This window comes from Bradyrhizobium sp. USDA 4354, from assembly GCF_054060315.1.
In genome coordinates, this window is record NZ_JBSSDC010000001.1 from 6,055,319 (window position 1) to 6,078,457 (window position 23,139).

Below are 23,139 nucleotides of genomic sequence, written 5' to 3' on the forward strand. Positions count from 1 at the left end.
CGTTCCTACGTCAGCAACTCGCTCTCACTCAGCGTGGACACGGTCTTCGCGAAATGGGCATACAGCGGCAGATCGGCCGCCGTTCCGCCCGGAACCCAGGGAGGCTGCCCGTGTTTGATCAGGAAAAAGTCCTGGACGATCTGCGCCTGCTCTTCGCGATTGAAGCCGGTCAGGCGCATGCCTTTCGTCCGCGCGGAGCGCAAGCCCGCAGGACCGCCATAGTCGTAGGCGCCCAGGCCGCGCCGAATCTGCGCGTGCAGCGCCTGCGCCATGTAGATGGCGCCAACCTGTTCGTACTGCCACACGTGTGTCAGTTCGTGCACCAGGATGCTGTCTTCCAGGCCGCCCCACGCATTGATGGTGTGAAAGCTGGTGAACGCCCGGTTCGTGAACGCAGGCCCCAACACCGCACGTTCGTCGACGCGCACCAGCGAGAGGTCAATGGACTTGCCAAAGACGCGCTCGGCGAGTGTCACCTCGCGGCTGCTCAGCGCACGCGTGTTGAATTTGACAAACTCGTTCACCGTCTCCAGCACTTCGCCGGCGCCGAGGATTTCGAGTACGTCGATCAGCCGGACTCCCACCCACGACAGGAAGTCTTCCCAGGTGCTCAGATGAGTCAGCGACTCCCACCACGCCAGCGTCCATGGCCGCAAGGTGCTGAGCGCCTGAATCAGGCTCGTCACGAGCCGCCCGACCCGCGACGGTAAACGCGTCACCCAGGTGAAAGCCCGCAGCAGGGCGCCGGTCATCTTGTCCCAGATTTGTGTTCCGAGCCATTTGATCGCATCCCAGACGCCCTCTGCGGCGCTGGCGATCCCGGTGCCGACAGTCTTGACTCCTTCCCAGATCGCCTCGCCGGCGCCGGCGATCGATCCGCCGACTGAATGCCAAAACCCGCCCTTCCCGGGTTCTGCCTTGCCCTGCACACGAGTTCCGCCCGCGGAAGACACGTGCATCGGGCCTTGATTCGCGCGCGACACTTCGGCGTGATTGGCTTCGAGTTCAAGCGTCTGATCCGCGACGGCACTGCCACTATTCCGCGAGTCCTGCTGCGCGACGTGCGCCAGTTCGTGACTCAACAAGCGCATTCCCGCTTCGGAGTGCGGCTGATACCCGCCTTCGCGAAAGAAGATGTCTTTTCCTCTTGTGAAGGCCTGCACCCCGAGTGCCTTGGCCGCGCCAGCCGCGGCCGGGTCCGTATGCACCCGCACCTCACTGAAATCCCGTTGCAGCCGCGCAGCCATCGACGCGCCGACTCCGATATCGAGTGAATTCCCCGCACCGGGCCCGCTACGCTGGGACTGCAGCATCCCCAGGACGGCCTGATTTCCCACCAGCCTGTGCATCGCCAGCACTTCCGGCACCGACACCGGCAGCCGTTCTCCGATCGCAGTCGGGAACCGCGATGAGGCCTTCGCGTCGGCCGCGACCGGCGCCGAATCCATTTCGCCCTTATCTCGCTGTTTCGCGAGCCATCGCATCACTGTTGCTGCCTTCTCGTCGACGCAAATCGTCTGCAGCTACGTTCCTAGATCAACTTCAATTTTATTTGCCCGGGCGCGACTATCTGATCGGGTGGCACCGGCACTTCGTTCTCCACCGGGAGTCCATTGACGGACAGGTGCAATTCTTCGACGTAGTCGATTCCGCGTACGCTTGCGAGCGCCCCTGCCAGGTCCGACAGAAACACGCCGCGCCCAAGGTCCCAACCCTGACCCTCGGGACCGCCGTGAAGTGGATTCAGGAACGCGACGAGTGCTGCGCGTGCGTCCTCTTCTACGGCTCCAGCCTGTGATGGATCCCGCGGAGCCAACGCCGCGTCGACGTCGACCAGCAAATACATTGGACCAGTCACCTCGATGCTGTGGCTCTCCACTAACCCCGCGGGAGCGCGCCTCTCGACGTATCTCTGGACTTTTTCGCGTAATCCAAACGACGGCACTGGGCGCGGTTCGGCGCTATTCGGAATAATGACGAGCGTCACCCAACCGGGCCGACGCTGGCCGGACGCATCACGATGCGGGATCGCGCGTGCGCGCGCCACGCCTGCCGAGGCCTCGTGCGCCATGGTCTCGTAGTCGCCTGGCGTGATCGCCCGTCCGCGATGACGAATGCTGTCCGCCCCCCGATACGCGAAAACCTTCAACGTCTCGCCGTCTGCACCGCCTTCGGCCGCACGCGGGTTGAAGACTGCCTGCACGCCGCCTACGGACCCCAGAAGTTGCTTGATCGTGCGCGCCGCCACATTTCCGGTCAGGCCACCGCCAGACTGGAAACGCCGCGCCGCAATCGCCGCCGCTGCCGGAGGAATTCGTCCCTCCGCGCCGTTGCCGAACACAAGCCGGCCAAGCGCGCCGTCAAGCACGTAGTGACGATCGTTCTCCCCGGAAAAGAAGAAATGCGGCTGCCCCAGCCAGCGCACCCACGCTTCGATCACGCGTTTGCTGCGATCGCGCACCAGTCGCAAATCGCCCTCGATAACTTCTGTTTCAAATCCTTCGGCGCCCAGCTTCGCTTCCAGTCGACTGAGAAGTGTGGGCTCCCCGTGTCCCAGCTCCAGCGCGAGAGTTCGCCACTCCACGTTGGCCCGGCTGCCACTTAGCTCTCTCACTTCGATCCGTTCTCCAGCCAGCACCGGAACTTGCGTCAGCACGAACACCTGATCGGGAAGACCAGTGCTGACGCCCAAAGGCGTATCGTTGTAGGTCTGTCGTTGCGAGGCCCATGCCGCGTTCAGATTGATCTGATTGAGCGTGGCTTCTCCCGGAGGGCCGTCCTCCTTCAACCGCGCCCGCAGCCAGTGGAGCGACTTGTCGAACCGCGCGACGGCCACGCTATCGTCAGGAGCGATGAAGGACACAATTCCTGGCAAGCGCAAGCGGCGGGTCTCGTCGTCAACAGTCAACTCTCTCCAGCCGTCGCCATTGAAGTATTCCCACACCAGTGGTGGGCCATCAGCGTTTCCCGTCTGCTCCAGAATGTCGAAATAGATTCCCATGTCGTTCACGGGGAGCGGCTGGGTCAGGCCGAAGTACAGAGCAGGGCTGACTTCAGTAATCGGTTTGTACGGCGAGAACGTCGTGCCAAGCCATCGAGCGTCATCGGTGTGATCCTCGTATTGAAAATCGTTCCACGTCACGACCTGTTCGAGCGGAGTGAACGGCGTTTGCCAGACGTAGCCGAGCCGAAAATCGGACAGCGCAGGCGGCACGGTTATCACATACACGAACGTGTTGTCGTGACCGGCGCCGTCCTTGAACTTCACCTCTTTGGTGAAACCAAACCCGCCGCTCACCACGCGCACCCGCATCCAGAGCCCAGGCCGATTATTGACCTCAGTCGGCGCGAGATCTGTCGGAACGTCGAACTCGATCACGTCTGAAGTGTTCAGATCGCCAGGCGTGGGGCTGTCGCTCTCTGACGTGATCGGGAGTGGCACCCAGTCGAATCCGTTCCAGTATTCCCAACTCACCACGCGATCGAGCGGAGTTGGATTCTGGCTGTCTTTGATCTTGAACAGGTCTTGCGGGGTTTGCGTTCGAGGAGCGTAGACGCGCACCGATGCCCCGCTCTTGCTGAAGATCTCCTCTTGGCTGAAATAGAAGGTCGCACCCGGTTGCGGTTGCTGGCCGAAAGGAAAGAACGGCTTGCTGACGTCTACCTTTTGACCCTCGACAAGGGCGGAATCCAGCTTCAGCCCGCTCATCTTCAGGATCAGGTTGAACTGCGCTGGATCGGCTGTGGAATCGACGTGCTTCACAGTTGTATTCAACTGGAAATTGAAGCACGTTACCTCGATGCTGTACGTGGTGCCCACGACCGGAGCAGGGAGAACAGGCATCGCCCCCGTGTCATCGGTCTTGGCGGTCGTGAGGATGGAATTATTCGGGTTCCTAATCGTCACGGGGATCTGCGCCAGCGGAGCTCCCCCCTCGCTTGTAAACAGGAGCTGGGCTTTGTCGCCTTTTTGGATGCTCGCCTGCAGGCTCGGCTTGAGGTCCTGCTCGATCGTGGTACGAAGGCGGATGCTATCGACGACGGGGAGCAGGATGGCGGGGTCGGGTGGCAGCGGTTGCGTCAGCTGTCCGCGCAGCCAATAGGACTCGACATTGTTCACCGTGGCCGGCGCAGTCTGAGCGCATTCCGTGACCAGTCGCACTGAGCCCGTGAACATCAAGCCTCGAGTGCCGTCGAAACCTTGCCCGGGCGGTTCGAGGCACGTGGGCTTCAACGACTTGAAGCCACGCCACACCGATCCGTCCCAGTACTGCCACAGAATTTCGAGTGGGCTCGAGCTTCCCTGCTCCAACTCGAATTCGACTTCGAGCCGGCTGGTCCCAGCGAAAGCCAACACCGTAGAGTGCGCGAGGTACAGCACGTGCGGGGTCGGCTGCAATTGCGTTCCCTGAAACACGGTGAACGGCCGGCCGGCAAGATAGTCCACGGAATGATCGATGTATTGGTCGCGCCCGGGCCATAGGCTGATCACTTCCGCCAGGCTTGCCGCAGCGATACCTGTCGCCCTCTCCGTTTCAAACATGATTGGCTGGCTGCTGCCCGCCGCTGGCGGCGCTGCCACTCTGGTTCCAGCCGGCGCGCTGCTATCGCTCGCCTGTGGCGAAAGCTGGAACACAATGGGAGCCCGCGCCTGCGAGGCAGGGACGAGCCGGACACCCAGCAAATCAAGAAACGCGAGCTTGTTCTTCTCCGGCGCCTGGTTCAGGCGCTGCAGGATGGCGTACACATACCTCGCGAAGATTTGCGCGATCGCCTGTCCGGCTGTGCCGCGCGACGGATTCCACTCCGGAACGTAGCCGTAGTGGCGCTGCCAGAACTCTTGTACGATCGCATCGGTGCGGCGATCGTCGACTGGTGGCGCCGTCTTCACGATCACTTCGGCATTCCTTCCTGCAAATAGAATGGGTATACGAGGTTCGTCAACGTATTCGTCGCTCTGACGCGATACGTGATGTCGATCCACAGCGTGCTACGCTGATTGACGTCGAGCGTGACCCTCACCTGCACCACATCGATACGGGCCTCCCACTTCACGAGGGCGTCCTGGACGCGCGCCTTCACGCGCTGTAACGTGGTCGTATTGATTGGTCCGAACACGAAAGAGCGAAGCCCCGCTCCAAAATCGGGACGCATCACTCGTTCTCCGCGGTCGGTGCCCAGGATGATTCGGATCGATTGCCTGATGTCCTCGTCATAGACCGCGATCGACGTCCCGCCATCGGCTGCAACGCAGGGTGGAAACGCCCATCCGACTCCGAGAAGCGCCCGACGTGGATCGGCAGCGCCCATCGCTCATCCTCCGATCTGGACCGTGGGCATGCCCATCACAATCGGCGCCGAGCACGCGGACATGTCTCCAAGGCGAGCCGCCGGCCTGCCGCCGATGAAGACCGTGATCGCGCCCTTCACGTCAGGCGTAGGCGGATGGGGTCCGGCAACTGGCGGCATCGCGCAGCTATGGTTGTCGCCCAACACCGCGGCGGGCATTCCACCGATCAACACCGTTGGCACGCCGGGTCCGGCCATGATTCCCGGATGCGCAGTTGGATCCGTCGAGCGAGCGGCAGGCGGCATGGTTGTTCCTCCGTTTCTAATTGAGCTGGACCTGCGGGCCTCGAATCGAAACCATCCCGGCGGACTTGATGTTCGTCGCGGTGGTTCCGGTGATCTCCACTTGGTTGGCCTGCAAGGTGATCGTGCCCGTCGGCGCAATCAAATCGATGTTACCGGCAGGCGCTGCCTGGATGGTGATCGACGGTGGCGGACCGAGGTCCATCGAGATCTTCATAACCCCTTTGGGGGCACTGAGCTCGATCGACTTCAGGCCCAGGGTGATCGAATGACCGATGCTGGTGGTAATCGTGACCGACTGTGTCAGGTCATCCAGCTCGATGGTTTGGGCCAATGGACTGGCCTTCATGCCTGTCTTGATGACGCGTTTGTTGAGGAATGAGATCGGGTCCGTGATGGGCGGCCGCTTGCTCATGCTCCACAGCCCGCCGAGGATGTAGGCGTCGCGTTCGTCGTTCTGGTTGAAGGCCACCAGCACCTCGTCGTCGATTTGCGGAACCCACGCAAACCCGCGACCCGAACCCGCGCCGACGGCCGCTATTCGCGCCCACGGATCGAATGCCGGAAGTGACGGAATGTGCACCTGCACCCGCCCTTCAGCGAGCAGGTTGAGGTTGTCCACCACCGTCCCCGGCGAGATCGAGTACCCGGCGCCGAGACGCGCGTGTTTGCCGTGCGCCTCATCGACGCCCGCAACCCATTCCAGGAATCCCTTGCCCATACGATCCTCCGCAGCATCACAATCCGATTCGGTTTCCCTGCAGACGCGCCAGGCCGCCAAATCCCTTCGGTCTCGGGATCGAGCCGAACCAGACTTCCTTGCGTGCATTGAAGCTTGTTTTGTAGCCACCGGCGTCAATGGTGTGGGTCGCCGATGTCACCCGATACTTGCCGCCGAACTGATCGCCGAGCCCTTCAAAATCGATGACCTTTCCCGCCATGATGCGGGTGTCGCCGATGCAAGTCCCGGTGGCCGTCTGCCGGTTATTCAGCCGCGGCAGCAGTTCCGCCAGGATGTCCTGCAGCGCGCCGGGGAACCCGCTCGGCTTGATCGACAACGTCTTCTTCGCCTTTTCGCCAAGCAGCGTTTCGATATCACCGAGGCCCGGGTAGATGGACAAGTTGAACGCGGCACGGTCGTAGTCCCACGACACCACGATCACAAACTCGGTCTGCAGGCTCGCGATCCAGAGACGCGCCGTGACACCAAATAGGTCACCGACCGTGGTCAGCCTGGGATTGAAATCCAGGAGTGACTGTCCCCATTTGAGCATCAGGCTGGACGAGTAGTCCTGAATCAGGAACTGGAATCTGAGGACGTACCCCTTCGGATCCGCCGTGTGGTCGATGTACATCTCCCACCCGTTCTCTTTGGCGATGGCGGACAGAAAATCGAAGTCGGTTTTGCTCTCTTGCCGTCGGATTGGCCGTTGCGAGTCATCTGGAACGACCGCCATGGTCGCGAGCGTCATCAGGACCGACAGGGCGCCGCCGATGAGGTCCGGGCGCGGTTCCAGGATGTTCGCGGCACTCACCAGGCTGGCAACGGCAACATCCGGAAGAGGGAAGATCCCGATCTTGGGAAGCTTCAACGCAAAGGCCCGATCGACCTTGCCGTGAGTCAACCGCTGAAGGAAATCGTGCGCGGTGACTTTGATCGTCGGCATGCCGCTGTTGGGAAACGACGGCTCGACCGCGGTGATTTCTCCGACGAAGATCTCTGTGTCGAGCGGGTCGGGTGCGTATCCGATAAACAGCTTGAATCGCTGGTCTACAGCCAGCAACGGATGATCGAGCCAACGCAGGTCCTGGTTTGCAACCGTCAGGTCCACGCTGTCGGAGCCCTCGATGCCGTTCTGATAGCTCAGGCTGATGATCGATCCTCGGAGCGCTGGCGGCAGCGCATCGCCCCCGATTTCAACCTTGAACTGCGGAGCGTACTGGGCCCGGTTCGCCATCGTTACTGCACCACTTCACCGCTGTTGGGATCGACAAACGGAAGAGACGGAATCCGCAATTCCTGACCGGGTGTAATCGAACGCGGATCGACAATCCGATTCATCAGCGCGATCGGGCGCCACTTCAGCGCGTCTTCGTAGAACTGGCCGGCCAGACTCCAGAGCGTGTCGCCTGCCTTGGTCACGTGCACCTTCGTAAAGTCCGCGGTTTGCAGGTTGGCCTCGGCGACTTGCGTTTCCGCGTCCAGATACTCGTTGAACGTGACCGTTACCCGCGCGCGGGATGGCAGGCCGCTCGGCAAGAACCGGAGAAACTTCTGGCTGGCTTTCGCGAGCACGCAGGGAAAGTGCAAGGAGCCCCAGTCGACATGCAGCAGTGGTGGCGCGTGCAGGTTCGAGTCGATCTTGAGCAGGTCGGTGATGCGGTTCGTCTGGAGGCGGACATCCGTTCGTTCGTCTGACGTGTCGAAGAACAATTCCATATCGAGCGTCCGCAGGTTGCCGTGCACGAACTGCAGGATGGGCGAACTCAATCCGGGAACGGCCTGCGACGCAAAGTTGTTGTCCTTGTTCAGGCTGTATTCCTCCGGATTGAACATCACAAAGAACTGTTCACCCGTCAGCTCGTTCGTGATCTGCACGCGGTCCATGATGTTCCCCTCAGACGTGTCCTAAACGCTCGCGGGCAGCAATCAATCGGCTATCCAGCTGCCGGACGACTTCGTCGGTGATGTGGGTGATATTGAGTCCCTGCAACGGAGGCACCGCAGACCATCCGCTGTTGTGGCCAGTCGCTTGGGGCGGTGATGGGCTTGCGGCCGTCACGAAAGGCGATTCGCTGACGGGAGGGCTCGGGCGCTGCAGCAGCACCCTCTCGGAAGGCACGACACGCTTCTCGACCCGGCGGTTGTGTCGCAGCAGGCGCGTGACGACGGACCGTTCCACGTCGGGCGCGCTGACGCTCTTTGGTGTACCTGCGAACGACTGCGATGGCGATCGCACGATTGCTTTCGTGGCCAAAACCGGCACGAACGCGGTCACGTGGGTCGCGACCAGTCGCAGCCGTTCGGCCATCGATTGGCGAAACGCGGCGGTCCGCAACACCGTGGTGCATTGCGTCTGATGCTCACGGGCTAGCACGGTCAGACGCGTTGTGTGGTGCGCCGGCGCTGACGGCAGCGTCACGAAGTACCGCGAAGGGAGGCTTGATAGCGGGGCAACTACGGGGGCCTGCCACGACAGGTGAACCTGCTGCGCTAACCAGTGCGTGTGCTGGATCCAGGCCCATGTCCGCTGCAGAAGCTTCTGCTCCACTCGTCGGGCCGGCACTATTGAATGCGAGAAGCGAGCCACCAACGTCCGCGTCCACGCGAGCCGACGCAGGCATCCATGCGCGGCCAGACGATTGACGTTCGGCGCGCGCCGACGCTGCAGGCTGGCCGCCCACCGTCTGAGGTCACGCGAATGAGTACCCGGGATCGCTCGCATTCCCGCCCTCCGTGTTGCTACGGTCGTTGATCGAGGAGATCTCCCGCACCCAGCGGCGCCGTTCCGCGTGCTCAAGGTTCAGGATCGAGTCCACCGACCAATGGAAGTGATAGGCGACGAAGGCTACCTCCTCGTACAACTGAGGGAGGGGGTAGCCTACAACCCCCCCTCGGCCTGAACCTCCACTTCGAACGCGTGCGCGCACTGCGGACACACCGCCGGAAGACTCCCGTTCCCGTTGCGGTTGATCCGGTTGTAAACGTCCTGCAGATAGGTGAGGTCGGCCGCGTATAGGTTCTCGATGATCTTCGGCGTGACTTGTGAGACGTTGCCGAGCCGAGTAATGACGCGGGACAGCAGAATCACAACCACATATGCTTGGTTCGACTGCACTCGAGGATCCTTCAGCGGCAGAATCTCGTCGGCGGCTGTGGCCAGTCGCATCACGCCTTCGCGATGCAGATTGCCCTGGGTATCCACGTAACCTAGCGGCAAGAGAAATTCGTGCTCCGTTTGAAACATCGCCGCATCTCCTTCCGTTGCGTCCGCCCATCGTTCGGCCCTCAGGCACGCTCCACGTATTCGCACGTGAGCGTCAGCGTCTCGATCGACATGTCGGCGCCTTTCGCGCTGTAGGTGGGACCGTCCCATTTACTCGGCCACGCCTTGAAGAAATTCCAGCGCACCTTTTCGGTTCCGGTGTCGTCCAACTGCACGACCGATCCATCGAGCTTCTCGATCTGCCCGTTGACCGCGAGCATGTGCCAGTCGTACAGCTCGCGGGAATCGGTGGTGCCCCACTTCAAGGTGATGTCCGGGCAACTTCGCTTGCCCGGAAATTTCCGGACGCGGTCGGGGTCGCCTCCCTCGCGGTACTCGATGACCTCGAGGTGCGAGCTAACCGAACTGCACTCGGAAAATCCGGCTTGCTGGATACCTTGAATTTCCACGCGAAACCGCATTCCCTTGTATGGATCCGGCATGTTGCCCTCCTCTTACTTCGTGCCTTCCTGCAGAGTCGCCCCCGTGGGATCCTGAATGACCTGGAACACGATGAACTCGGCCGGCGTGGTCGGGACCACCGTGACCTCGATGATGAGTTGCCCCAGCGCGCGGATTTCCGGCGGATTCAGCGTCTCGTCGACGCGCACGCGAAACGCCTTGTCGGGGGTCTCGCCGAAGAGCGCTCCCGCTTCCCACTGGTCGCGCAGGAAAGCGGTCACTAACCGCTTCAGCGTCTGCCACAGCGTCAGGTTGTTCGGTTCGAATACAGCGAAGCGGGTGCCTTCCTGGATCGATTCTTCGATGAACAGAAGCAGACGGCGCACATTCACGAACCGCCACTGGGTGATGTCGTGGGGCGCGATTGTGCGTGCGCCCCAGATCTTGATGCCCTGGCCTTTGAACGCGCGGATGACGTTGATGCCTTGCTCGTTCAGTGGCCCCTGCTCGTCATCTGTCACCGGCGTCTCGAGATCGAGTGCGGAGACAATCGACTCGTTGGCCGGCGCGCGGAAGACGCCAAAGTTGTTGTCGCTGTTGGCGTAGACGCCTGCCGTGTGGCCCGACGGCGGAACCAGAATGCGCCCCTTGGCAATGGGGTTGGAGATGGAGATCCACGGGAAATAAAGCGCCGCATATCCGCCATCGGAGTTCAGGTTCTGCCGCTGGTAGGTAATCCTGTCGAAGCTTGGAGGGTTCGGCATCGGCAGCGAATCGAGGATGGCGAACCGGTCCTTCATCTTTTCGCAGTGGGCCACCATGTAGGCCTGAATGTCCTGCGTATCCGCATCCGTGAAGATTGGGGTCGCACCGAGCGTCCCGCCCACCGCGTCGGGTATGCACAAGAGATTCACGTCGTCGACTTTCTGCAGCTTGTCAATGCCGGTGTGGTACTCGACGGTGGTCAGCTTGCTGATGTCCTCGTCGAGGCCGCCCGCCAGGTTTGTGGCGACAAGTTTTGCCGGCAGATTGTCCGGCGGCGCCGATGTCGTCGGTGGGTCCGAGAAGGCGACGGAGACGCTGGCCGAGGGGACCTTCCTGACGAAGTACTTGCTGTGCCGCGGATCGAGGGACAGTAGTGGGAACACTTCGTCGGCCAAATTCTTCGCCTTGATCGTGAGTGAAAACTCCAGGGTGTCGACTTTGACGTCGTTGGCGCCGTCCATCGGATAGGTGTTGGTCAGCGGACTTGTTAGCGTCAAGACGTTGTTCAGCGCATCGACCACCCGAACCACACCGTTTTCGGTGAGGCCGTTTTGATCGATCTTGATGTAGCTGCCCGGCTCGATGCCCGTGGTCGCTTCAACCCGAATCCGGCTTTGACCTGGAATCAGGTCAGCAACACGCATGGTGCCGCCGCCGTAGTCATTCATGAACGGATTTACCAGAATGAACTTGCTGACGCCGGGGGGAATGCGCGAGTCGATCGTGATGCTGGAGATGACCGCACGTTCACTCTTCGTCGTCGCAGTGTTGGTGAGTAGCACCCAATCCCCGGGGACGAACTTTCCGGCGTCGGCCGCGTCGGCGGTCGTGACCCTACGCTTCGCAGCCGCCGGAGCCATAGTGCCGCCCGCATAATCATTGGTGAGCTTGGTCGCCATGACGAACGTGCAGGTGCCGGGCGGATTCGTTGCGTCGCTGCTTATCGTGGCAATCGTCGCCTTCTCCGTCTTGGTGTTGGTGCTGTCGGAGAGCACCACCTGGTCGCCCGGATCGAACTTGTTTGCGTCGTTGGCTCTTTTGGTGGTGACCTTTGCCTGACCGGATGCTGCAGTGTCGACGGTAATGGACGCCGCCTCGAGCGTCACGCTCACGCCCTTGCCCGCTGCCTTGGTCGAGGCAGCGCTCGCAGGATCAACCTGAGCCTGAATGTCAGTGTTGGCAAAGAGTCCTTCTTTGAGCGCGGTGACTCTCAGCACTTTGCGGTTTTTGGCGTCGCGCAGATCCAGCCACGCCGCCCTGCCGGTGCCGATCCGAACGAAGTAGCACTGCTGTCCGCCTTCAGCAAAGAAGCCATTGACGGCATGGGTGACATAAACGCGATACGGATCTTCGATATAGCCTCCGAACTTGTTCAAGAACTGCTGGATGTTTGTGATGAGGGTCGGGGTAAACGTCGGACCCTGCATTGCCGGCCCGAGAAAGGCGGCGATGCTCGTGCTCACACCTGCGATTGGACCTGGCAGCGAGATCTCCTGAATGTAGACTCCTGGCGCCTTGTCAATCGTTGAAAACGTCGCCATGCCATTCCTCCCTCTTAAACGCCGTCCATTACGGCAAGGGCGCCAGGGTGATTTCGTAGTCTTCCTGTCTTCCTGGAACTACCAGTTGCTGAGTCTTGTCCTGAAAACCAGAAGCCACCGCACGCAAGTTCTGGGTCCCGGTGGGCACACGCACAAACGAAAATCTCCCCTCCGCGTCGGTCGTTTCACGCAATCCGGTTTCCTGCAGTGTGGCGTCCAGGATGTCCACCAGCGCGCCGGCTATCCCGCGCGCTGCCGGATCCAGAACGCGCCCACCCACCTGGACAAAGGTGTCTGGAGAACCGGTCTCCGCTGGAGCGACCGCAGTGGTCCGCGTCGTCACCATGAAGTCGGCGACGTCGGCAAACACCGGCACGCCGATCGTGACGGTCACGGTGAGCGAGGCGCGCAGCTTGTTTCCCACTGATGTCCAAAACTCCGACAAGTTCTTCAACGCATCGGGGTGGAGGGCCATCATCGGGAGCGGTGGTTCTTGGCCCACCAGGCTGCCTTGCAGATATTTCGCAGGAATGATTGGAAACTGGCCCATGGCTCGCAGCGCTTGCGTCAGCAACCGATGCTCCTGCAAAGCGAGTTCGGATCCGCCCACCGGCCAGGCGGTCACCAGATACGAGCAGTTCAAGCGAAGCGGTGCGGGATGGATGATGGATTGATTATTCCTGCGCTCCACCACGTATTCGTTGCTGCGGAGCTCTGTATTCTCGCGGACGTCGTACAGAAACAGATCGATGGTGGTGTTGCCGGGAGTGAACGGATCGCTGGGACGGTCGAACAGAATGTCGGCGGCGCCGAGTTCCGGCGGCACCGAGGGATCCTGCAGGATGGCCTTCAACGTTTCACCCAGGTCGCGAATCATTGCTTCAAGACCTTCATCGTAATTTCCGGTTCAGGCGGCCGTTGTCGATGTGGCACAGTGGGAGGAACGCGGCATCACTCCAGGCACGACCGAGCTTCTGGTGCTCGCGGCGGCCGGCCTGCAGCAAATGAGTCATGCGGATGGCTCCGCCGTCGGCGGCGGCGAGGAATGCCGCCGCAAGCGCCATGTTCTTGATATTTCCTCCCGCGAGACGTATCTCCCGCGCCAGGCGATCGAACTCCACGTCGTCTCCCACCGGAGCCTCGGACGGAAACGCCAGCTGCCAGATGCGGCGCCGATGGTCCTCGTCTGGAAACGGAAACTCGACAATCGCCTGAAGACGCCGCACGAACGCCTCGTCCAGGTTCTGGCGGAGATTCGTGGCGAGGATGCTTACTCCCTGGTACTCCTCCATCTTTTGCAGGAGGTACGAGATCTCGAGGTTGGCGTAGCGGTCGTGGGCATCCCGGACTTCGGATCGCTTTCCGAACAGCGCGTCCGCCTCATCGAAGAACAGAATCGCGTTGCTGTTTTCCGCCGCCGTGAAGATTTGATCTAGGTTCTTCTCCGTCTCGCCGATGTACTTGCTGACGATTTGCGAGAGGTCGACACGGTATAGATCGAGCCTCAGCTCCCGCGCGATCACTTCAGCGGACATGGTTTTTCCGGTTCCCGGCGGGCCGAAGAAGAGGACGTTCAATCCCTTGCCGACGCTGAGCTTTCGATCGAAACCCCATGCACCGTAAACGACGTGTCGATACTCCGCCTGAAAGCAAATCTCGCGAAGTTGGGCCAGTTGATCCTGAGGCAACACAATGTCATCCCAGCTCTGCCGCGGATCGATCTTTCGTGCGAGCTTCGCAAGGCTGTGTCCGGTTGCTGCCCGTGCCATCTCGTACACATCGTCTAAAGTCGGAACGAGAGCGGATCCATTCTCAGCGGCTCTGGCTGCGCGCCACCGAGAGCCGTTGACGGCACCCGCGACGGCTTCCTTGATCTGCGCCGCGGTCAGCCGAAAGCGTCCAGCCAATGCGTCAAGATGGGCAGAGTCCATTTTCGACCCCACGGTCTCCAGTTCGGCTTGCCAGCAGGCGCGGCGCGTCTCGAACTCGGGGATTCCAAAGTTCACCGTCAGCGCCGCCAAGCCGGTAGCGCCTGGAATCCATGGCTGATTACCAGCCACGATCACGGTTGCCGGGTAACTCGCCAGTTTCTGCAGGAAGGTTTCGCGCTGCTGCGTACGAGTGTCCAGCCGCAACGCGTCCAGACCACATATATATAGAAGACATCCTAGCAGGCAGGCGTCTCGCAACAGGCAACTCAGACGCTGACCGAAATCCGGAGCGTCAACGAATCGGCTGAGATCGGCGGTAAACAACCTGACTCCAACGGTTCCCGCCAGGGATTCGGCCGCTTTCCTCTTGCCGGTGCCAGGAGCGCCATGGAAGTACAGGAGCAGTACCTGGCCGCTCGCACCGCATTCCCTGACCAGGGTTGGCAGCCTCTTCAAGTCTTCAGACGCAGGCAGGCCATCCCAATCAGGCGCGGGTTCGAGCAGCTGACAATATTCAGCGATCGATGCACTCAGCCCACCGTCACCGAGCAGGTAGCGAACGAGTTGCTTGTCGACCTTCAGGTAGTGCGCCAGGAAAGGCGGCTCGAGTTGATTGGGATCCGGGACGATCTGTACCAGGTCATGGCGCACTAGAGGCCCCGTCGTCTCCAGGTGCGGCCTGCGCGATAGCTTTTCCTCTGCGGTGGAACACAGCAGGTTGAGTGCCAATTCAACTGTCGGGCGCTTGCGCGTCACGTCATCTTGCAGATACGCGTAGAGGCGTTCGTAGCGCAGGTCCAGTTCCGGCGCCAGCGCGAGCAGCATTACGTCGATGTCGAACGAAGACAACTGAAAGACCTGAATCAGTCGTTTCAATGGTGACTCAGCTCCGCCGTGGGCATCGCCGGCGGGCCTGTCGCCGTGAAACGGTGACTCTCCAGGCGTCCGGGCCAGTAGACAACTGACTTCGGCTTCATCAACGTAGAGGCCATGCCACTGAGCCGATGCGGCTTGCGGGCCAGACTCAGGCATCGCCGCCACTGCCCATTCGAGCAGTTGATCCAACCGGTACAGCGCCGTCAGGAGAGCAGGCAGACATAGGTTCCCACCGGTCGTCCGGGTCTTCGCCGACGCCTGGTCCTGGTTCCGCCTGTCAGAAGCAACTTGCGTTGGCATCACATCCCGTTCCTCGTCCCCTACGGCTGCGTGGTTCGTTCACAACGTTTGATTCAAGCCCAACCAGCTAATGGATCGCAGCTACAGATCGCGTTCATGCGTTGTCCCCTGCGGTTGTCGCCACTGCGAGCCTGATGGCATCGATTAAACCGCTCTGCGATACCTCGCGGACGTCATGCGATGCAGATCCAGCAGGTACGCCTATCTCACCACGAACATCTTCAGTTGCCCACGAGCACGGATTGATCAAGGTGCTTCATCGTCGGTGCCGGCGCGGCCACGATTGCCGCGTCGGTGTGATAGTGGGCGACGGTGCGCGCCAAATCCGCGTCGCTGCTCCTAAACAACTCGACATCCGAATGCAGTCTCACTGCACCTATGTACAGCCCGCGGAACATTCCCCTTCCTCGCCGGCGGCGAAAATCGCGCGTGCGCGCGCGACGGCCGCTTCGAACAGAGCGTATCCAACTGAGGCAGCGCGCCAGACTGGCGGTCGACGGAAGCCGGCGGAGCCAGCGCTTTCCTGCGAAAACAGCAATCGCCTTCATGGATGGGTCCCCAGCTTGTCGATCAGTTCAAGAAGGCTGCTGGCCGACACCGAGTCCTGCGGCGCGCGGTCGAGACGGACCTGATAAAGGGCGACCTCGTGGCCGGTCTCGCTGACCGCGATGAGCCTGGCCAGATGGCCATACAACCGGTGAATGCTCGGGCGAGCCCGCTCGTGCGGCTTGTCCCGCTCGCCGACGATGACGATGTCGGCCCGCGTGCGGCGGATGGCGGCGGCGAGGTCTTGGTCCAACCCTACCACCCCGACGAGCTTGAAGCGCGGTTCGGAGGCGACGATGGCGGAAACCATCTCTCGCAGCATCCGGGGCATGTCGGCTATGAGCACGCGGGTTGCTCTCAAGTTCTTCACACCAATCTATCCGGGATCAAGTTGTGATCGGCAAATGGCGGGAAGAAAATGGATCGACGGGTCCAGAAAATGGACGAGGCATAGGGGATATCTAATGACCTAGACGGTCACAGTTTGCGCTTTCTCGCCAGATTGGATTTCCTCATGCCCTCCCCCCGCTTGTACCTCTACGTGGATCCAAAGATACAGATGACGTCCCCCATCCGGTCCACGCATTGGGTGCCGAAATTCCCAAGAAAGGGCCAGGCCACGCCTCCGAAGCCTCCGGGGTCGCGTGCATCTTCCCGCCCGCCATGCCGGTCATCGCTCCATCGGCTTGAGTTCAGTCAAAGGATCGTCTGCTTCCGGCTATCTCCGGCTCCACCGTATCTGGGCGGCGATTTCGCCGCGACGGCGCAAGTTCATCTTTCTCAGGATGTTGTGGACGTGGTTCTTGATGGTCGCAGCCTCGATGTTCAGGCTCCGGGCGATTTCCTTGTTCGACAGCCCCTGTTCGATCAGCGGGATAATTTGCCGCTCCCGTAAGGTGAACGGCGGCCGGGAATCGGGGTCGTTACCAACAGAAAAATCCGGGCGCGCGGCTGCCGACAAGCTAGCCAGCCGCCGGAAAAGTAAGCCGGTGATCCGCGGCGGACATGCGAATTCGCCACGCAACGACTGATAAACGACCTCGACTAGCTTCTCGGCAGAGCTGTCCCGGGTCAGGTAGGCAGAAATTCCGGCTTCAGCGCAGGCCATGATCTCCCGGTCGATATCGCCCAGGGCGAAGGCGATAATCTTGGTGTCGGGGACGGCAGCGTTCAGCTGTTTGGCGAGCGTCAGAGCGCCGGCGTTCGAGACGTCGAGCAGCACCACGTCGGGTCGCGAAGCAGCGATCTCATCCGGATCGGACCGCGACGAAGCCGAGCCGATGACGTCGGCATGGCAGCGCCGGGTCAGGATGAGGGCGAGCCCTTCCCGGCAAAGCTGAAGATCGCTGAGGACCAGAACGCGCAAACTGACTGTCGCTTCGATTCCGGCCCGCCGCGGGTCGTCGAGCGAAATGACTTCGGGTGTTTCGACGTTTGGTTGGGACTTGATTTGCATCGTCCCTCCCCCTCGACAACAAGCAGCTTTGCTGTGTCGCTCCTGGAGACCGTCAGCCAATGTCCCCGCGTGGCCGATGGTGGCTGTTTGCAACCCGTAAGAGTGCCTTCCTCATCGATCCGATTAACCTGGCCCGGCCAGAGTAGGTGATGCCCAAGGGCGAGCTCATGGCTTGCCCCACGGTCCCCATGGTGCGCCAACTTGGCGCGGGTTGCAACCATCCAAATTGTCACTTTCTGCGGGCCGTCGAAGGGCGTTACTCAAGTAATGAGGTTACCAAAAGATCAAACCCATCTGTGCTGGTATTGAGCTACTGGATCACTCTTGGTCTGCGGCAACAGCCAACAACTCCTTGGCTAGCTCGACAGTAACGAGCAACGCTGTTCGTCGAATAGAGTTGACGCATTAGTTCTCGTCTGCCTTCAGCGGTTACAGCAAAATGGGAGCGAACCATGATCGAGCTCGTCACAGCCACGGTGCGTGTCGCGGGCAGCTCGTTGGGTTGCTATCTGAAGTAGTGGGGTTGATGGCACCGATAGTCATCAAAGGAAACTGCCGACCAAACGGCATAAGACTATCGAAATCCCGCCGACTTACGGGGGGAGCATGTCCCTGCCGGGACGAGAGGACTGGAGCAGCCTTTCCAAGGAAGATCGTTACCTCCTGCTCGGTCGTGACCCTTATGGACAATTGGGTTCGATGCGCGGAGCAGGCCTCGCCAACAACATCTTCCGGGTAGACAGCCCCGAAAATCTGCAGATCCGCCGCCGAATCAGAAACGCGCTTCAACCCTGCATAACCGCAAGTGATAGCCGCTTCGCGGAAGTCGCGTGCGATTTCATCGAAGAAGTCAGCTCGATTGACGGTTTCGCGGGAGCGCTTGCGACCAGATTTCTTGCCCTCGCCCGCCCTGATCGAGCGGTGTCCGTCAACAGGGGATCGAGCACAAAACTCGCAGCCTTGACAGGCTTGCCACCAACCAGCTTGGCCAAAGCCCCCCGAAACAGGGGGAAGTCCTATCTTGACCTCCTGCACTGGCTTGAGCGGCAGGAATGGTACTCAAATCCCAAGCCGCAGGGCTCGCGCGAGAAGCTCTACGCGAGCGTGCGAGCAGCGCTTTTCGACGCTCTCGTTTACGAATGGGATGGCTGACGCCGCAACAACCAGGCGCTCGCTTTCATGCAACTTCAGCCGTTCTGCACGCTGGAATACGCCACAGTACTCCGTTTGCAGAAGCGCGGTGGAATTCAGCCAGCGATCGCGGTTAAGTCGAGGCCACAACTCGGTCAGCGCCTGGAATATTAGAGGACGTGAGAACAGCCTCGCCAAAACCACGCTATACCGCGCGATATCAACCGGCAGCACTGCTCCCACTCAATGATTCAGGAAGCCGTTTTCGCGTTGATTAACAAGCATAAATCCTCAAAGCTGACGGTCTAATGCCGACGGTATACCCCCCAAATTTTTGGTCTTGAATTCACAGGAAAATTTCCGAGGCTCTGAGGGTCGGCACTTTCAGCAACTATCGGTATCGGTCGACGAACATAGACGTACACTAAGCCGAAACGGACTCCTCTTGGGCTTTGGCCGACTGTCAGCCAATACCGTCAGCGGTCATTGGCGCACAACCCCATTGATAGTCAGCTTCGGTCGGTGTCCAGTCTAGCTGATCCGGAAGTTCGGTGATGTGTCGGGCGATTTCGGCCATCCTTGCGCGCGCCTGCGGTCGGGGCATCCCACTCTAACTTCGGGGCAAAAGCGCATCGCTGATCTTCTCGGCCGCCATGATCACGGGGATGTTGGTATTGGCCGTCGGCAACCGCGGCATAATCGAGGCATCCGCCACGAAAATATTGTCGCTGCCGATCACCCTGCCCTCGGGATCGACTACCGCCGTGGGGTCGGCGGAATCGCCCATGCGGCATGTCCCCACGGGGTGCCAGACGCCGAACACGCTCTGTCGCACAAAGGCTTCAAGGGCACGGTCGTCCGCCAGCGTCGCCCGGAAGGCGGTGCCGTTGAGCAGGACCAGCCGGATCAGGAGTTGCCGGAGGACCGCAGGCACGTCGAGCATCGGCCCGAGGATGGATGCGACGATGCGATTGACCGTGCCATACCGGCTCAGCCGCTTGATGCGCGGGGAATACGAGGCCGGGAAGAAATCACCGGCCTCAGGATTGACCGCGGGATGGACGACTAGGCTCGCAAGCAGGCGGACGGACGCAATCATCCGTTCGAGATCACGCGGATCGGACAACAGGTTGAAATCGACAACCGGAAAAGTCTCGGGATCGGGCGTCGCCAGCTTCAGCGATCCGCTCGAATACGGCCGGTTGCACCAGAGGAAATAGAGACCGAGCCGCGTGCCCAGCGCGTGCCAGCCTCCGCGCGCCGAGGCCGTGATGTACATGTCGGAAGCATCGCAGCCTCGATGTTTGGAGGAGAAGCGCATCGCGGCAAGGTTTGGGCGCCGCCGGGTCAGCGGCAGCCGTAGCTGCCTCGGCAGATATTGGCAGAACGTCAGCGCGGGATGGTCGCGCAGATTGCTGCCGACCGCGGGCAAATCGATCGCCACGGGAATGCCCAGAGCTTGCAGCGCCGCACCGGGGCCGATGCCCGCCCGCATCAGGATCGCCGGCGATTGCAGCGCGCCTGCCGTGAGGATTACGCGGCGGGCACCGACGGTGAGCCGCTCGCCGCCGCGAGCGACCATCACACCCGTTGCGCGGCGGCCGTCAAGCCGAAGTTGCTCGACCTCGCTGTCGGCCCAGATGGTCAGATTCGGCCGCGCCCGCGTCGCCGCATCGAGGTAGCCGGCGGCCGTGGAGACACGCTGGTCATTGCGGTTCGAAAACGCCGGCGGAAAAATGCCGTCCTCGAACTCGCCGTTCTGGTCCTTTCGGAATGGCAGGCCAGTTGCGGACAAGGCCTCGCCGACGGCGTGGCCGAACGGCGGCATCGCTTCGCGCGCGATGCGTCGGATCGGGATTGGACCGTGCTTGCCGTGCAGCGGTCCGTCGAAATCGAGATCGGATTCTAGCTTGAGGAAATATGGCAGCACATCCGCCCAGCCCCAGCCCCGCGCACCGAGATCGCGCCATTCATCATAGTCGCGCGGCAGGCCGCGATTGGCCGACTGCACGTTGATGCTGGAGCCGCCGCCCATCACCCGTCCCTGCTCATAGGCGCGGATAACAGGCTTGCCTTCGGCATTACGGCCGGCCGCCGCCGACAGGCCGGGCCAGATGTACGTGTCGCCGAAGAACAGCGTCATCGGATAGCTGTCGAGGATTTCGGGCGGCGTCGCCTCCGGCGGCGTATCCATCCCGGCTTCGATCAGAAGCACGCGACGCCCCCCATCCGCGGAAAGCCGATTGGCGAGCACGCAGCCCGCCGACCCGCCGCCGACGATCACATCGTCGAAATGCAGCTCATCCATTCCTGTCTCGTCGTGCAATGCGATGGATCGGCGCGGCCGTCGTGGCCGCGCCGGTTTGCTTCAGCGGAAGTCGCCTTTGGTCTCGGGGATCACGATCGCACCGATCAGATAGATCACGAACACACCGACCGCGAAGTAGGCCAGCGACATCGGAATTTCCGCGGGGCTGCCGCTTACCAGCGAGACGAAGGTCGGCATCATGCCGCCCAGCGCAAAGCCGATATTCCAGGACAGGCCGGTGCCGCTCGCGCGCAGCGCCGTTGGAAAACGTTCGTTGAGGAAGATCAGCACCGGGGCGTAACCGGCATTGCCGATGAAGGCGATGGCGAGCGCATAGAGCGTGATCTGCGTCGTGTCCGTTGTCGCTGCGAGGCTGAGATAGCACAGCGGCAGCAATACCGCAGCCAGCACGCCGATCAGCAAAAACGTCTTCTTGCGGCCGATCTGGTCGCTGAGCGCGCCGACCAGCACCGCGGAGAAGAACGCCGACACGCTCGCGCCCATCAGGATCAGCGACGAGGTCTGATTCGGGACCGCGTTGATGACCTTCAGGAAGCTCGGCAGATAGCCCGAGGTCAGGTAGTAGCCCGCGCCGCCACCGAAGGTGATGAGCAGATTGACTAGCAGCACGCCGCGATATTGGCCGGAGAACACGTCCTTGACCGGCGCTTTCGAGACTTTCGCCTGCTTGTTGCCCTGCTGGCGCTTGAGCTCCTTGAAGTATGGCGACTCCTCGAGGTTGCGGAAGATGAACCAGCCGAGCAGCGAGCTCAGCAGTCCCGAAAAGAACATGAAGCGCCAGCCCCACACCGCGAAGGCATCGCCGGGGAAGACCGAGGACGTGATCAGGAAGATGAAGGACGCCAGCAGCGCGCCGATGCCGGCACCGCCGCCGCCGACCAGACCGGACATCGCACCGCGCCATTGCGGCGGCACGGACTCGGTGCCGATGGTGTGGGTGGACGCCACGACGCCGCCGACGAAGATGCCCTGCACCAGGCGCAGGATCAGGAAGATGACCGGCGCGATCACACCGACCTGCGCGATGGTCGGCAGCAGGCCGAACGCCGCCGTGCTGACGCCGACGCCGATGATGGCGATCAGCATCGCCTGCTTGCGGCCGTGCACGTCGGCATAATGGCCGAAGATCGCCGAGCCGAGCGGCCGCATCAGCAGCGTGACGGCGAACGAGCCGTAGACCGCGGCCAGCGACAGTGCCGGATTGCTCGACGGAAAGAACAGCGCGCCGACAACCGGCGCCACGTAGAGCAGAATGAACAAATCGAACAGATCGAGTGCCCATCCGAGCACCGAGGCGATGATCGCGTTGACCATCTGCTTGTTATCGGCCGATGCTTGTGCACCCGCGACCGGCATATCCATCTCAGCCATGTTGTTTGACCTCCCCCGTTTTGAATGACACCGCGGTTCGCACCATTGCGAACCGCGGCAGTTTCGTCGCGTCTCAGCGGCCGGTGAACTTCGGCGGACGCTTGGCGTTGAAGGCCTCGACGCCTTCCTTGAAGTCTTCCGACTGCCGCAGGCGGCTGTAGCAATGGCCTTCGAGCTCGATGGCGATGGCGAGCGTCGAATCCTCGGTGTCGTTGAGGAGCTTCTTGGCGGTGCGCTGCGCCAGCGGCGAGAAGGTGCGGAGCTCATCGACGAGCTTGTCGGTCGCCGTCTCCAGCTCGGCATCCGGCACGCAATCGGTGGCGATGCCCCAGTCATAGGCCTGCTTGGCCGAGATGCGCTTGGAGCGCATCACGATGTCCTTGGTGCGGGTGATGCCGACCATCTTCTGGAGCCGTGCCGAGCCGCCCGAGCCCGGGATCTGGCCGAGCTTCTGCTCCGGCAACGCGTATTGCGTGGTCTCCGAGGCGATACGGAAATCGCAGGCCAGCGACAGCTCGAAGCCGACGCCGAAGCAATAGCCGCGGTTGGCGACGATGACGGGCTTGGCGCAGCGCGCGGGCGCGGCGATGTTCCAGGCGAGCTTGGAGACGTGCTCCGGGCTCGCCTCCATAAAGCCGCCGATATTGCCGCCGCTGGAGAAGTGCTCGCCCTCGCCGCGCAGCACGATGACGCGCACGCGCGGATCCTCGTCCAGCGTCTCGAAAGTCAGGCGCAGCTGGTCGCGCTGAGGCATCGCCACGACGTTGTAGGGCGGCCTCCCCAGGATGATGTCGGCGCGCTCACGCGCCTCGTCGATCTCGACCTTGAACCCGTCGAGCTTGGCGAGCCGGGGATCGGTGAATGAATAGGGTGACGCCATGTTGTCTTCCTTCTGTTGATTGTTGATGGTTGA

At 61.5% G+C, this 23,139-nt stretch carries 21 protein-coding genes; 1 reads left to right on the forward strand and 20 read right to left on the reverse strand.

Annotated features, from left to right (window positions below; translation table 11 throughout):
- Window positions 1-5: 5 nt before the first annotated feature.
- The 17 genes from ACVIIV_RS28275 to ACVIIV_RS28355 form a co-directional block, all read right to left on the reverse strand.
- Complete coding sequence (locus tag ACVIIV_RS28275) at window positions 6-1,448, reverse strand: eCIS core domain-containing protein (RefSeq protein WP_456747074.1); 1,443 nt, start codon at window positions 1,446-1,448, stop codon at window positions 6-8.
- Window positions 1,449-1,531: 83 nt separating this feature from the next.
- Window positions 1,532-4,897: a putative baseplate assembly protein gene (locus ACVIIV_RS28280; protein ID WP_456747075.1), complete on the reverse strand. Its 3,366-nt coding sequence runs from the start codon at window positions 4,895-4,897 to the stop codon at window positions 1,532-1,534.
- The gene (locus tag ACVIIV_RS28285; protein ID WP_456747076.1) at window positions 4,894-5,310 is read right to left on the reverse strand and encodes a GPW/gp25 family protein; all 417 of its coding nucleotides are present in this window, start codon (window positions 5,308-5,310) and stop codon (window positions 4,894-4,896) included. The genes ACVIIV_RS28280 and ACVIIV_RS28285 overlap by 4 nt, the downstream gene beginning before the upstream one ends.
- A 3-nt stretch (window positions 5,311-5,313) precedes the next feature.
- Window positions 5,314-5,595 (reverse strand): PAAR domain-containing protein, encoded by a 282-nt coding sequence (locus ACVIIV_RS28290; protein WP_456747077.1) that lies wholly within the window; start codon window positions 5,593-5,595, stop codon window positions 5,314-5,316.
- A 16-nt stretch (window positions 5,596-5,611) separates the two neighbouring features.
- A complete protein-coding gene (locus ACVIIV_RS28295; protein WP_456747078.1) occupies window positions 5,612-6,313 on the reverse strand; it encodes a phage baseplate assembly protein V in 702 nt (233 codons plus the stop codon).
- A gap of 16 nt (window positions 6,314-6,329) precedes the next feature.
- Window positions 6,330-7,550 carry a phage late control D family protein gene (locus ACVIIV_RS28300; protein ID WP_456747079.1) on the reverse strand — a complete coding sequence of 407 codons (1,221 nt, stop codon included), beginning with the start codon at window positions 7,548-7,550 and terminating at the stop codon, window positions 6,330-6,332.
- Between the two features lie 2 nt (window positions 7,551-7,552).
- A complete protein-coding gene (locus ACVIIV_RS28305; protein ID WP_456747080.1) occupies window positions 7,553-8,200 on the reverse strand; it encodes a CIS tube protein in 648 nt (215 codons plus the stop codon).
- A gap of 10 nt (window positions 8,201-8,210) precedes the next feature.
- Window positions 8,211-8,735, reverse strand: coding sequence for a hypothetical protein (locus ACVIIV_RS28310; protein WP_456747081.1), 525 nt, complete (start codon window positions 8,733-8,735; stop codon window positions 8,211-8,213).
- Between the two features lie 271 nt (window positions 8,736-9,006).
- Window positions 9,007-9,252, reverse strand: coding sequence for a DUF6760 family protein (locus ACVIIV_RS28315; RefSeq protein ID WP_456747082.1), 246 nt, complete (start codon window positions 9,250-9,252; stop codon window positions 9,007-9,009).
- A complete protein-coding gene (locus tag ACVIIV_RS28320) occupies window positions 9,195-9,560 on the reverse strand; it encodes a hypothetical protein (RefSeq protein ID WP_456747083.1) in 366 nt (121 codons plus the stop codon). The genes ACVIIV_RS28315 and ACVIIV_RS28320 overlap by 58 nt, the downstream gene beginning before the upstream one ends.
- Before the next feature lie 41 nt (window positions 9,561-9,601).
- The gene (locus ACVIIV_RS28325) at window positions 9,602-10,021 is read right to left on the reverse strand and encodes a phage tail protein (RefSeq protein ID WP_456747084.1); all 420 of its coding nucleotides are present in this window, start codon (window positions 10,019-10,021) and stop codon (window positions 9,602-9,604) included.
- 12 nt (window positions 10,022-10,033) lie between these two features.
- Window positions 10,034-12,286, reverse strand: a complete 2,253-nt coding sequence (locus ACVIIV_RS28330) for a phage tail sheath family protein (protein WP_456747085.1) — start codon at window positions 12,284-12,286, stop codon at window positions 10,034-10,036.
- Between the two features lie 28 nt (window positions 12,287-12,314).
- Window positions 12,315-13,163, reverse strand: coding sequence for a Pvc16 family protein (locus tag ACVIIV_RS28335; protein ID WP_456747086.1), 849 nt, complete (start codon window positions 13,161-13,163; stop codon window positions 12,315-12,317).
- 13 nt (window positions 13,164-13,176) lie between these two features.
- Window positions 13,177-15,282 (reverse strand): AAA family ATPase, encoded by a 2,106-nt coding sequence (locus tag ACVIIV_RS28340; protein WP_456747087.1) that lies wholly within the window; start codon window positions 15,280-15,282, stop codon window positions 13,177-13,179.
- Window positions 15,283-15,614: 332 nt separating this feature from the next.
- Window positions 15,615-15,941, reverse strand: a complete 327-nt coding sequence (locus tag ACVIIV_RS28345; protein ID WP_456747088.1) for a hypothetical protein — start codon at window positions 15,939-15,941, stop codon at window positions 15,615-15,617.
- Window positions 15,938-16,285: a hypothetical protein gene (locus ACVIIV_RS28350; RefSeq protein WP_456747089.1), complete on the reverse strand. Its 348-nt coding sequence runs from the start codon at window positions 16,283-16,285 to the stop codon at window positions 15,938-15,940. The genes ACVIIV_RS28345 and ACVIIV_RS28350 overlap by 4 nt, the downstream gene beginning before the upstream one ends.
- Window positions 16,286-16,657: 372 nt before the next feature.
- Complete coding sequence (locus tag ACVIIV_RS28355; protein ID WP_456747090.1) at window positions 16,658-17,395, reverse strand: LuxR C-terminal-related transcriptional regulator; 738 nt, start codon at window positions 17,393-17,395, stop codon at window positions 16,658-16,660.
- Between the two features lie 606 nt (window positions 17,396-18,001).
- Between ACVIIV_RS28355 and ACVIIV_RS28360 the strand changes: the two genes are divergently transcribed.
- On the forward strand, window positions 18,002-18,547 hold the full coding sequence (locus tag ACVIIV_RS28360; protein WP_456747091.1) for a hypothetical protein: 546 nt from the start codon (window positions 18,002-18,004) through the stop codon (window positions 18,545-18,547).
- A gap of 589 nt (window positions 18,548-19,136) precedes the next feature.
- Here ACVIIV_RS28360 and ACVIIV_RS28365 read toward each other — a convergent pair.
- The 3 genes from ACVIIV_RS28365 to ACVIIV_RS28375 all read right to left on the reverse strand — a co-directional run bounded on the left by ACVIIV_RS28365 (window position 19,137) and on the right by ACVIIV_RS28375 (window position 23,106).
- Complete coding sequence (locus ACVIIV_RS28365; protein ID WP_456747092.1) at window positions 19,137-20,834, reverse strand: GMC family oxidoreductase; 1,698 nt, start codon at window positions 20,832-20,834, stop codon at window positions 19,137-19,139.
- A gap of 60 nt (window positions 20,835-20,894) precedes the next feature.
- Window positions 20,895-22,226, reverse strand: a complete 1,332-nt coding sequence (locus tag ACVIIV_RS28370; RefSeq protein ID WP_456747093.1) for an MFS transporter — start codon at window positions 22,224-22,226, stop codon at window positions 20,895-20,897.
- A 73-nt stretch (window positions 22,227-22,299) separates the two neighbouring features.
- Window positions 22,300-23,106, reverse strand: coding sequence for an enoyl-CoA hydratase/isomerase family protein (locus ACVIIV_RS28375; protein WP_247279444.1), 807 nt, complete (start codon window positions 23,104-23,106; stop codon window positions 22,300-22,302).
- Window positions 23,107-23,139: the final 33 nt, after the last annotated feature.